At 44.5% G+C, this 12589-nt stretch carries 10 protein-coding genes; 1 reads left to right on the top strand and 9 read right to left on the bottom strand.

Going from position 1 to position 12589, the window contains the following annotated elements; translation table 11 throughout:
- Nucleotides 1-102: 102 nt before the first annotated feature.
- From A1232T_RS00315 to leuS, 4 genes are all read right to left on the bottom strand, one after another.
- Nucleotides 103-1431 (bottom strand): efflux RND transporter periplasmic adaptor subunit, encoded by a 1329-nt coding sequence (locus tag A1232T_RS00315; RefSeq protein WP_077447502.1) that lies wholly within the window; start codon nucleotides 1429-1431, stop codon nucleotides 103-105.
- Between the two features lie 220 nt (nucleotides 1432-1651).
- Nucleotides 1652-2737: a DNA polymerase III subunit delta gene (gene holA / locus A1232T_RS00310; RefSeq protein ID WP_077447501.1), complete on the bottom strand. Its 1086-nt coding sequence runs from the start codon at nucleotides 2735-2737 to the stop codon at nucleotides 1652-1654.
- 3 nt (nucleotides 2738-2740) lie between these two features.
- A complete protein-coding gene (locus A1232T_RS00305) occupies nucleotides 2741-3433 on the bottom strand; it encodes an LPS-assembly lipoprotein LptE (RefSeq protein ID WP_077447500.1) in 693 nt (230 codons plus the stop codon).
- A 3-nt stretch (nucleotides 3434-3436) separates the two neighbouring features.
- Entirely contained in the window at nucleotides 3437-6094 is a 2658-nt protein-coding gene (gene leuS / locus A1232T_RS00300) for a leucine--tRNA ligase (protein ID WP_077447499.1), read from the bottom strand.
- Between the two features lie 223 nt (nucleotides 6095-6317).
- Between leuS and A1232T_RS00295 the strand changes: the two genes are divergently transcribed.
- Complete coding sequence (locus A1232T_RS00295) at nucleotides 6318-6686, top strand: arsenate reductase (RefSeq protein WP_077447498.1); 369 nt, start codon at nucleotides 6318-6320, stop codon at nucleotides 6684-6686.
- Nucleotides 6687-6822: 136 nt separating this feature from the next.
- Here A1232T_RS00295 and argB read toward each other — a convergent pair whose 3' ends face one another.
- The 5 genes from argB to A1232T_RS00270 all read right to left on the bottom strand — a co-directional run.
- Complete coding sequence (argB, locus tag A1232T_RS00290; protein WP_077447497.1) at nucleotides 6823-7734, bottom strand: acetylglutamate kinase; 912 nt, start codon at nucleotides 7732-7734, stop codon at nucleotides 6823-6825.
- 68 nt (nucleotides 7735-7802) lie between these two features.
- Nucleotides 7803-9488, bottom strand: a complete 1686-nt coding sequence (locus A1232T_RS00285; protein WP_095532702.1) for a phosphomannomutase/phosphoglucomutase — start codon at nucleotides 9486-9488, stop codon at nucleotides 7803-7805.
- Nucleotides 9489-9610: 122 nt separating this feature from the next.
- A complete protein-coding gene (gene dut / locus A1232T_RS00280; RefSeq protein ID WP_077447495.1) occupies nucleotides 9611-10075 on the bottom strand; it encodes a dUTP diphosphatase in 465 nt (154 codons plus the stop codon).
- A 179-nt stretch (nucleotides 10076-10254) separates the two neighbouring features.
- Nucleotides 10255-11646, bottom strand: coding sequence for a magnesium transporter (gene mgtE / locus A1232T_RS00275; protein ID WP_077447494.1), 1392 nt, complete (start codon nucleotides 11644-11646; stop codon nucleotides 10255-10257).
- Between the two features lie 298 nt (nucleotides 11647-11944).
- Nucleotides 11945-12589 (bottom strand): RNA-guided endonuclease InsQ/TnpB family protein (locus A1232T_RS00270; RefSeq protein ID WP_143513923.1); only part of this gene is annotated, 645 nt, incomplete at its 5' end.

The raw sequence follows: 12589 nt of genomic DNA, 5'->3' as shown, positions 1-12589 counted from the left end.
TAGCAAAATCTTCAGTTCAGGCAAAGGTAATAAAAAACTGGCCTAAGTCTAAGTTAATTTCAAAGTTAAAGTCAGTAAGTAACAGGTTAGGGGTGCTAAGCATTACATACCAGGCGGACGACGGCGACGGCTTTGCTCCTGACCGGATTTGCCTGAGTTCTCGCCAATAATGACTGCTTCGCCTGCTTTAAGCCCGCTTAAAATCTGGGCATTGACTCTATTATCAATACCGACTTTGACAGGACGATCTTCGACACTCTCATCAGCTTTTAGGACTCGGACATAAGTACCGTTAGGACTAGAGTCAGAGCCGCCACCTTTTCTAATTGCCGCAGAAGGTACCATTAAGGTATTGCTTGCCTTGTCGATAACCACATAAACTTGCGCGGTCATATCAATACGAAAGCGGCGTTCAGGATTCGGGACTTCGACGTACCCAATATAATAAATGGCAGAGTCGGTCGAGCTGGTGGTACTGATTTGCTCTGGCGCTGGCTCAATAGCCGTTAACACAGCATCGTATTTTTGATCAGGATTACCAATGGTATTGAAATATACAGGCATTCCGGCTTTGACGTTGATCACATCTGCTTCAGAGATTTGGGCATTGATGCGCACCGTTGATAAATCGGCTAAAGTCACAATAGTTGGTGCGGCTTGATTGGCGTTAACAGTAGTCCCTTGTTCAGTGACCACAGCCACCACAGTGCCGTCAATAGGGGCGCGAATGGTGGTGTAGCCTAAGTCGGTACTGGCCGTACTTAAGTTGGTCTCAGCTTTGCGAATGTCTGCCTCGTTACTGGCAATGTTAGCTTGAGCGGTTACCACAGCGGCTTGGGCTGTTTTAATGGCGGCTTTCGCTGCAGCCACACTGGCCCTAGCTTTATCCACATTGGTTTTTGCAGTTTGAACTTCTTGTTGGCTAATCGCATCTTGCGCCAAAAGGGGTCTTAAGCGGTCATAATCAGAGATGGCCTGCTTTAAGTCCGCTTCACGGCTGGCGAGATCGGCTTGGGCGCTTTCTAACCCAGCTTTTCGGCTATAGTATTCAGCTTGAGCACTTCGTAGACCAGCTCGACCTTGTTCTAAAGTGGCTTGCTGGTTGGAGAGGGTGTTTTTTTGGGTCACTTGATCGATTTGGGCAATAAGATCGCCTTTTTTGACTTCATCTCCAACATCCACGTAGAGTCTTGTGACTTCCCCTGAAACCTGAGCCCCGACATCGACTGTGTTCAGTGCCTTTACTTTCCCTGAAGCCATCACATTACGCTCAATGTCTCCTGTCTTAGCAGGCGTGGTAATGTAGTTTGGCGCCTCTTCTTTGGGTTTGAATTTGTTATACAGCAGTATGCCTAAAGCCAAAACAACTAAGCCTATGATGCTCCATTTTATAAGAGACTTTCGGGTTTTCTGATTAGAGATAAAAGCCATGTCACAGTCCGGAACCTAATTTTAAATAAACTTATGATACCGCAGTAGCATAAAAAGACCATGGTATTAAGTTTAAGAAAGGTTACAACAGTCTGTTAATACTGAATAAAAGATTGGAGAGAAGTGGTTGGTAAGAGATAGGGAAATAAAAATTGAGGTGGACAGAGCTGTTATTTTGAGTAATAACAAAGATGATTGGGTGTAATAAGCTTAATTGGGCTTAATAAAACAGTCGATGTCCGGTGACTCTAAGAGCGGCTTGCAACATAAGCTCCCAAGCCGGTTGGCGTACGATGCCTTTTACTGCTTTGTCACATTGATAAAGAATGTCTGGCCAATCGGCAATGCTCTGAGGGGTCTGGCGTCGGCAAGCACTTTGATATAAGGATTGCTTGCTACTCCAAATCCCTATGCTTTGTGGGTTTTCACCTGCCATAAGCTGCATAATCAGGCGCATGTCTTTACTAATGGCCCAAAGTATCAAAGGGGTGGGCTCTTCTGTGGCTTTTAATTGCTCGATAATTTTAACCACTTGAGCGGCATTACCAGCCAGCATGGCATCGGACAAATCAAATACACTGTATTGTGCATCACTGACCAAGGCGTTTTTTAAGGCCGCGACATCGATTGTGGTAGCAGTGTTCGCCGCAGCAGGGTCTAGCTCACTTGTATCAATGGCTGACTCATTTGGAGAGATGGTCTGTGGTGAATATAAATAAGATAAGCGCCATAAGGCTTGATAGGCACTGAGCAAATGATGCTCGGTCTGTACCATCAAAAATTGCCAAGCTTCGGGTAATAGGTTTAGCCCAAATTTTTGTGCTTGGAAGGTTAGAAGCTGTTGGCGCTGATTTTCATTGTATAGATTACAGTCAATGACATGCCCTTGTTGAGCAAAGGGCACGTACCATTTACTGCTTTTTGAACGGTTATCTACTTTGCCTGTTAGCCATAGCATACAGTTTTGGTTGTCACCGCTATTGGCCATACTGGCAAAGCTCTCAAGCTCCTGTAGCATGGCTTTATCAGGCTTATGGTTGCCAGTGACGATAACTGCTGTGGCATCGTCAAATAAAGATAAGCTGTTAAGCTCACCCATGACTTCTTGCCAGGTTTTACTAGACACCAATTCTACACGCTTGATGGCCAGATTTTGTGCCCGCCAAGAGCTACGCATGGCATCGATGAGCCACTGTTGTAATAGAGGCTCATCGCCATGAGCCAACCACAATCCTGTTAAGTTAAGAGGGTTGTTAGTGTCAGCAGCACTGAGCTTTGGGTAGACATTTAAAAAAGTATCTTCCATAGCTTAGGGCGTAGACTCTGTATCAGCTGAGGCTGAGTCGGTAGGGACCAAGACGGCAATCTTAGAGTCATCAGGCTTAGCTTCTGGCGCAACGCGAGGTAAATTTAGTGCAACGTATTGATCGGTAATACGCTGGGCTAAGTTTCTATACAGCCATTCTTCAATCTGCTTACCTTGCTTATCGTCCGTACTGACTGAAGCTTCATCAAACTGATAAGTACGCTCTACTTGCACCTGGTTTTTTACCGTCATAGGCTCATTAGGCTGGCCTTGAGTGTTATTTAGCGTTTCGTAAAACACATCGGCCGACAATACTAAGCGAACCTCAGTCAAGACACCGACCAATTCGTAGCGTTTAAGCCTTATATTTTCTACACGAATAGTAGAAGTATACTGCTTATCACTGCTATTAATTTGACGGCCAATGTCATCAACCACATTGATACCAACCGCATTCAAGCGCTGTGTGAGCGGCTGTTTTAAGCGAAAGCTGGTGGGATCATTGTCATTAAGACTCAGTCGAGTGCTTTGTACTGCATAAGTCATAGGACTATCATAGCCACGCAAATGAAAACCACAGCTGCTCAACATAAGCGGGGCTCCAACTAGAGCTGCCGTTAATAGCGCAGTGCACAGAGCACCACGCTTATTTGTAGCAACAGAACGAGTCTCAGTTTGGGCTGATAGATGAGTCATGATTTATCCTACCACTACAATGTTAACTAGCTTGTTAGGCACAACGATTTCTTTTTTAATCTCGCCAGTTAGGTACTTAGCGACAGTCTCGATTTGTTTGGCCTGTGCTTTAAGATCTTCAGGGTCGCTATTAGGGGCCACTTCCATCTTGCCACGTACCTTACCATTAACCTGAACTACCATAGTGATGGTGTCTTGAACCAACGCAGATTCATCTGCAGTAGGATAGGTTAAGTTCAGGGTGTCTACATCCAACTCTTCAAGTAGATGCTCTGCAATGTGCGGTGCATAAACCGATAAGATAGTCAGTAACGTGGTGATAGCTTCATGCTGCACGGCTAACGTTGTGACGTTAACTTGTTTGTTTTTGGCAATGAAAGTACCGATCTCGTTGGCCAACTCCATTAAGCTTGAGACAGGTGTATTCAGCGATAAACGATCGCCTAAGTCATTATCAATCTTGGCAATAACTTCATGAGTCTTACGGCGTAAGTTTTTCGCTAAGCTGTCAAGCTCACTGCTATCGATGGTAGAAATAGCTGGCAAGTCAGTAACCGCAACCCCTTGTTCTTGTAAAGACTCAATGTGGGTTTGTACTTCACGCCACACTTTTTTCAAGAAGTTATAAGGGCCTTTTAGTGAGTCATCTGACCACTCTAAGGTTTGATCAGCAGGTGCGGCAAACAGGGTGTACAAACGAACCGTATCTGCTCCATACTGATCAATAGTGGTTTGCGGGTCTACGCCGTTGTTCTTCGACTTCGACATCTTCTCGATCTTACCGATAGTGACAGGTTGGCCATCTGCTTTTAACGTCGCATTGATAGGCTGACCACGGTCATCATAATTGATGTCTACATCTTCGGCGAAGTAGTAGGTTTTACTGCCGTCTTCATTGCTACGATATAAAGTGCCGGCCAATACCATACCTTGAGTCAGTAGGTTCTTAAATGGCTCATCACCTGATACCAAGCCTTCATCACGCATTAGCTTGTGATAGAAGCGGGCATACAATAGGTGCATTACCGCGTGCTCAACACCGCCCACATACTGATCGACAGGAAGCCAAGTGTCGGCAGCTGATTTATCGACCATTTGAGTATCATCATTGGGGCTAGCAAAACGCGCATAGTACCAGCTTGATTCCATGAAGGTATCAAAAGTATCGGTCTCACGCTCAGCTGGGCCACCACATTTAGGACAAGTGGTGTTTACAAAATCAGGGATATTCTTCAGTGGGTTACCGCGGCCATCAGGTACGACATCTGTTGGTAGCTTGATAGGTAAGTCGGCTTCATCAACAGGAACGTTACCACAGTACTCACAGTTAATCATTGGGATTGGGCAGCCCCAATAACGCTGGCGTGATACACCCCAGTCGCGTAGACGATATTGAATCTTACGTGAAGCTAGGTTTTGAGATTCAAGTTTGGCTAACATGGCTTCAAATGAGCCGTCAAAGTCTAAGCCGTCAAACTCACCTGAGTTAACTAATTTACCACGCTCAGTGTAAGCGCCTTCATGGCCTTCTGGCGTTTCGATGACTGTTTTGATTGGCAGGTTGTATTTACTAGCAAATTCGAAGTCACGCTCATCGTGAGCAGGAACTGCCATCACAGCACCAGAGCCGTAGCTTATTAACACATAGTTGGCTACCCAAACTGGTACCTCTTCGCCAGTTAATGGATGGGTAACGGTTAGGCCTGTATCCATACCAATTTTTTCAGCTTTGGCAAGGTCAGCTTCCGCCACAGAGCCTTTTTTGCATAGCTCGCAGAATTCAGCGATTTTTGGGTTTTGCTCAGCGGCTAACTTGGCCAAACGGTGTTCAGCAGCCACAGCCACGTAAGTCACGCCCATTAAGGTATCAGGGCGGGTAGTGAAGACGTCTAAAGTGCTGATGTCATCGCTGTTTTTGTACGGGAAATGAACTTCCATACCTGGGCTGCGACCAATCCAGTTGCGCTGCATGGTGATAACGTCGCTTGGCCACTGTCCTTCTAATTGATCTAAATCATCTAACAGCTCATCGGCGTAATCTGTGATTTTGAAGTAGTACATAGGGATGTCGCGTTTTTCGACAGGAGCCCCACTGCGCCAACCTTTACCATCAATGACTTGTTCGTTAGCCAATACTGTATTGTCTACTGGGTCCCAGTTTACGGTGGCCAGTTTTTTATAAACCAAGCCTTTTTTGTAAAGCTGTAAGAAGAACCATTGCTCCCAGCGATAATATTCAGGGGTACAAGTAGCAAACTCACGTGACCAGTCGATAGATAGACCCAAAGTCTTTAACTGGGTACGCATATTGTCAATGTTTGAGAAGGTCCATTTTGCAGGAGCAACTTGGTTGGCAATGGCCGCGTTTTCGGCAGGCATACCAAACGCATCCCAACCCATAGGCTGTAAAACTTGGTCACCTTTTAAACGATAATAACGGCTGAGCACATCTGAAATAGTGTAGTTACGAACGTGTCCCATATGCAGCTTGCCACTTGGATAAGGGAACATAGACAGCATATAACGCGTTTTTTCATCTTTGCTGATGTCGTTGCTTACTTCAAAGCGCTTATCCGCTTCCCATTTAGCCTGTTGTTCAGCTTCGATTTGTTTTGGGTGATAATGATTTGAATTTGTCTGTTCAGTTGCTGTGGTGCTCATAATAGGCTCTAAGTTAGATGTTTTTTAAAGGTTTGAATAAAAAAAGGGTAATAAATAATAGGGAAATTCAGATACGATAGAATAGCTTAAATTGACTAAAATTGCGATGGTAAGCACCAATTTTAACCGGATATTGGTGGTCACTGGATTTATAAGGCGCTAACTATTAAGCTTGTCAAAACTTTTTTCAATATAACGGCTATAAAAACACTAGGAGATATCCATGGCGATAACCATTTATGGTATTAAATCTTGCAGCACTATGAAAAAAGCCTTCACCAAGTTAGACGAGTTTGGTGTTGACTATCAATTCCATGATTATAAGAAGCAAGGCATCGATAAGCAAAGTGTGCAGCGCTGGGTTGATGAGTTAGGCATTGAAAAAGTGCTCAATAAACGAGGGACCACTTGGCGCAAGCTTACCGATGAGCAAAAAGCAGCGGCCGATGCTAATGTTGACACAGCGATTGAGGTGTTGGTTGAAAACACCAGTATGATTAAACGTCCTATCGTAGAAGGCGAGGCTCAAGGAGGTAGAGTCCTACTTTGTGGCTTTAATGAGTCAGAATTTGAGCAAGCTTTCACCGCCTAAACTGTGAGTTAAAGCTTTGATAAAATAGTAATTTTAGTAAAAAGCAAAAGGGCACGACCATTACGGGTGCCCTTTTGTTTTTTAACTGGTTTACTAAATGCTTTGTTAAAAACCAATCCCTAAGTTTAGGGGCTAATTAGCTTAAAGCAGAGTCTAAATCACGGCTAATTAGGGTGCCCACTCCTTCATTGGTAAAGATTTCAAGTAGGGTCGCGTTAGGCACACGGCCATCAACGATAACCGCACTTTTTACGCCGCCCAGTACCGCATCTAACGCACACTGTATTTTTGGAATCATGCCCCCTGAAATGGTGCCATCTTCAATCATTTCGGCGACTTTTTTCGGAGTTAACCCAGTGACTACGTTGCCTTCTTTGTTCATAACGCCTTTGATGTTGGTAAGTAGCATTAGTTTTTCAGCATGTAGGAATTCAGCCACTTTACCAGCCACTAAGTCAGCATTAATGTTGTAACTGTTGCCTTCATTATCCACACCAATTGGGGCAATAACCGGAATAAAGTTTGATCCAATAAGCATCATGATAACGTCTTTATTGACGCTCACCACTTCACCCACAAAACCTAAATCGATGTCACTGCTATTGCCTTGCTCGTCTGTCTTAGTCATAAGCAGTTTTTTGGCACGAATTAAGTTGGCGTCTTTACCGGTTAATCCAATAGCACGGCCCCCATGCTTATTAATCAGGCTGACAATAGACTTGTTGACGCTACCGCCTAATACCATCTCCACCACGTCCATAGTGGACTTGGTAGTAACTCGCATGCCATCAATTCGATCTGACTCACGACCTAGCTCTTTTAGTAAGTTATCTACTTGAGGGCCACCGCCATGAACCACAACAGGGTGCAGTCCCACTGTTTTTAGCAGAACCACATCACGCGCAAAAGAGCTTTCAAGCTCTGGGTCAGTCATGGCATTGCCACCGTATTTCACCACAATGATCTTGTCTTCAAAGCGCTGAATGTAAGGTAGGGCAGTGGTTAATACTTGAGCAGTGGTTTTGGCTTGGGCTAGATTTAAGGACATGAGGGACTCTTTTTTTTGTGATATGAAAGTCGGGAATTTAAAAAATAGTTTACATACGTTTTATTATTCTACTGATTTACCTGGATATTGGCTACCTGATTGGCCAAATCTTGACTGATTGACTGGCAAAGGCTGACAAAATAGCCCTGTATTTGAGTTAAGTCAGATAGGGAGTCACCGGCAAAGCGTACCGTCAAACTGTTGCTGGTGTTTGAGGAGCGAATGATGCCAAATCCGTTGGTGAAATCCAAACGTAAGCCGTCAATGCAGGTGAGTCTAGCATCTGATGGCAATGAGACGGGCAAATCTTTTATGTTGCTCTGAAGCTTTTGACACAGAGCAGACAGCTTATCTAATATAGGCTGAGAGCTCTGCTGATCTTCAGAGAGAGTCGTATCTTGTGACACACTATATGAGTAGTCAGCCAAAGGCAGATAGACGTCTGGGGTGCTAACCATCTCTGGTAAAGTATCGATGATTTCAGATAACGTTCTAGGCTGATGGTGTAGCCAGTTTAACAGGCGCAACCCGGCATACATGGCATCGTCGTGCAATAAAAAGTAGCCATCGTTAAAGATAAAATGCCCTGAAAGCTCGCCGGCAAATAAGATATGAGACTCTGTGCCGTCTTTTTTGGCTTGTAAGGCGCGGCGTAAGATGCTGCTGCCGGTTTTACTAATTTGGGCCTGAGCTCCAGCTTGTTGTATCAAAGTGGGCAGATGATGTGAGCATTTCACATCGAAGATAACGGTCGGAGAGCACGCATCAGAGTTGTTACAAGCGGTAGACTTAAAATGATCTTCTATGGCTACCCGAGATAAAAGGTATAACAAGTGATCCGCTACCAAGGGCTGGCCGCTACTATCAACCACCATCAATCGGTCGCCATCGCCATCGAAGCTTAATCCTAGATCAGCTTTATGATTTACTACGGCTGCAGAAAGCTCATGCAGGCGATTGTATTCCATCGGGTCGGGATTGCCTTTTGGAAAATTACCATCAGTATTGGCATTCAGCAAAATAACTTCTGAGCATAAACAAGGATGTGCTGTGTAAAAAGCTTCAGCGAAGAGCCCAGTAGAGCCATTTAAACAATCAATGACCACCTTAAAAGCAGAGGCTTCAGGCTCGATATTAGGCTGGCAGGCGGGGAGGGTTGCCTTGAGACGTGATTGATTGATACGGGTAATAGCTTCGACAGCTTTATTGATATAAAGATTTAAAATATCTTTTTTCGGCAAGAGGGTTTGCTGAGGGGTGGGGTTAGGCAGCGCAGTGCCTGGCTTAGAATTGACCTTAGCACTATTCTTGTCTGCAATTCTCTCGGTATCACTAGAGTAGTCAAACAACTGCTGATACACCTCTTGGATCTGCTCACTGCTTGGAGACTGACTATTTATCAGCCACTTTATGCCGTTGATATGCGGCTCAGAGTGACTGGCAGTAGCAATAACCCCATGGCCTTGATATTGATTGGCCCAAAACGCCATCAGTGGTGTGGTCACTAAGCCTAACCAGATAACCTCAAAGCCATAAGCTTGAAAGCTAGAGGCCATCTGCTTAGCAAGCGTCTCGCTATAATGACGGGCATCAAAGCCAATGACGACCTGGCTGACATTAGCATGATGAACAAATTGACGAGCAAGCGCATCACTTAATGCTGCCGTGAACTGCGCCGTGAATAAGGCGCGCTCACCACGGATATCATAAGCTTTGAACAGGGCGCGTTGGTCGCTAAAGGCAGTCAAGGACAAAGCGAAGCTCCAAAATATAAGAAACCATCATTATAACTTTATAAACCTATAATAATAGCACTTTTAAGCCCAGATGCTATCTTCTAAAAAAATCCCGTCTTGATACTCTGAAGTTAAGCGCTCTACTGACGGCCTGAGTGACCGAAGCCGCCAGCACCACGTTCGCTGAGCTCATTAAAGTCGTCAACGATTTCAAAGGTTGGGCGTACAACAGGCACCACCATGTATTGAGCCATGCGTTCTGCTGGGTTCAAAACAAAGTCGCTGTCGCTACGGTTCCAAACACTCACCATCAGCTCACCTTGGTAGTCGGCATCAATTAGGCCAACCAAGTTACCCAGTACGATGCCATGCTTATGACCTAAGCCTGAGCGTGGCAGGATAATGCCAGCGTAGTTTGGGTCAGCAATATAAATGGCCATACCGGTACCAATTAATTTAGTTTCACCGGCTTTAATAGTCACAGGCTCATCGATGCAAGCACGCAAATCAATCCCGGCTGAGCCATCGGTAGCCCGTGTTGGCATAGGGAAGTTAGGGTCAGTACCAATTTTTGGGTTTAAAATTTTAACTTGTACAGAGTTCATAATTTATCCGTTGTTTGTGTTTCGTTGTTTTAATAATGGTTTAAAGGGTTAGACTAAAGTTGATTGAGATAAATAACGTCAAAATCGAGATTAAAGTGCGCCCAGTCTAATGTATCTGCTTATAAAATCAATCGCTATTAAGCCAATAACCTTTAAATCAATCTGCTTTAAATAAAGCGTTATAGAATTAACCAACTGGCCAAACCTAAGAAGGACATAAAGCCGACAATATCCGTGACTGTGGTCAGAATAACGGAAGCGGATAGAGCAGGGTCAATATCTAGACGCTTTAAAAACAGCGGAATACCAATACCAGCTACGTTAGCGGCGGTCATATTAATGGCAATCGCACAGCCAATGACCAAGCTAATCTTGGGGTCATGGAACCATAGCTGAGCTATACCAGCCATAATCACTGCCCAAATAACGCCGTTAATGGCACCAACCCACAGCTCTTTATTCATGAGCCACAAGCGGTTGGAACCCCCGATTTGACCCATGGCCAAACCACGAATAACCACGGTTAGGGTTTGACTACCAGAGATACCGCCCATACTAGCCACCACCGGCATTAATACCGCTAAAGCCACCACATGAGCGAGCACTTCTTCAAATTGACCAATGACAGAGGCAGCGAGTAGGGCGGTTAATAGATTGATACCGAGCCAGACGCTACGGCTTTTGGCACTACGTAAAATAGGCGCAAACAGCTCTTCGTCATCGCTAACACCGGCTAAGTGCTTCATGGTGCTGTCCACATCATCTTGGATAATTTCCATGATGTCCTCGGCGTTTAGCTGACCGACTAGCTCGCCAAAGCTATTTACCACTGGCGCATAGCGGATATCGGAGGAGCGAAATACTGCGGCCGCATCTTGGATATCCATTCTATCGTTGATGGTAATGGCAGGGTCAATCCACTGCTCAACCAAAGATTGCTGCGGATACTTAATCAGATCCACCAAGCTTAATAGCCCCAGTAGCTGATGGCTAGCATCGACCACGATAAGTTCTTGAGTCTCATCATCTAGTAGATCTTCATCTTGACGCAGCCAGTTTTGGACTTCCTCTAAGGTAATATTACCTTGAATCTGAATGGTATCTGGATCCATATAGTCACCCACTTCATACTCTTCATAAGTATTCAGTTGGCTGACCTGCTGACGAATATCCTCATCAAGGTTAGACATGACCTCCGAGCGCACCTTGTCATCAACGGTGTCTAGAATCTCAGCAATGTCTTGAGCATCTAGGTCTTCAGCAAGCGTTTCAATCTCTTCTGCTTGCATATTTTCCATCAAGGAAGGGCGAATGTCATCGACTACTTCAGCCAGTACTTGACCTTTTAAGTCGACAGGTACTTGCTCCCAAATTAGCTGGCGGGAGTCGTGAGGGAAGGATTCTAATAGGCTAGCAATTTCATACTCAGACTGCTCATTTAAGAACTCAGCCATCGTAGCCAGATCTCTGTCTGCTACTAGCGTTTGTAGAGAAATAAGCTTGTCTTCAGCGCGATCATAGCTTTCTGAGAGGGGTTCTGGTTTGACTTTATGCTCAGTTTGAGTAGACATAGGCGCCCTTAGATTGCTTGATGGTTGGATGAGGTAGATAATAAAGAGGGCTATTAACCCCTAAAAACAAAAATGACAGGAATGCATCCTGCCATTATTATTTTATTTTACAATATTTTTAGCCTTTTTAGGGGCAATCTGCTATTTGGCTAGCCGTTCCGAAAAACTTACCTAAACCTACTCACATAGTTTTAGCGTTTTCTTCCTGCTTCATAGACGTCTGCCATTGTGATTACACTCAGGTCTTACATCGTCTCCACAGGCTAACACGGTGGAACTCACCGCTTTTTTTAACCCATCAGTGATGGGTTAACACTTTATCTGCATGTTGCAGTATATTGATACTGGCATTGACATCTCTATCATTTGCCTGCTGACAACACGGACACTGCCATCGTCTAACTGATAAGGGTAATTCGTCTTTGGTCAGCAAGTGACCGCAATTAGAACAAGTCTTAGAGGATGGAAACCATCTATCTAACTCTTTGACGGTTTTACCGTATTGATTGGCTTTATAAACAAGCTGACGCTTAAACTCATAAAAACCTAAGTCACTGATCGCTCGACTTAGCTTACGGTTTTGCATCATGCCTTTGGTGTTTAGGTTTTCAATTGCAATAACATCATACTCACTCACCAAGCCAGTAGTAAGCTTATGTAGAGCGTCTTTACGGATATTACTAATTTGCAGGTGCAATCGTGATAGCTTGGCTTTCGCTTTAGCACGATTGTTACTGCCTTTTTGTTTACGGCTTAATTGACGACTCAACCTTTTGAGTTTGTTGAGTTTCGTCTTAAGGGGCTTGGGCGCTTTGACTTTAGTACTGTCTGACAAGGTGATTAAGTCAGTAATACCTAAGTCTACACCAGTTTGCTTACCTGTGTGTCTGCCTCTCTTTTTGGTAAGGTTTACAGCATCTATTTCAACTGCAATAGAGACAAA

This window comes from Psychrobacter pasteurii (assembly GCF_900162815.1).
GTDB lineage: Bacteria > Pseudomonadota > Gammaproteobacteria > Pseudomonadales > Moraxellaceae > Psychrobacter > Psychrobacter pasteurii.
Note: the sequence above shows the minus strand (reverse complement) of the source record. Positions and strands in the feature narration are given on the sequence as shown.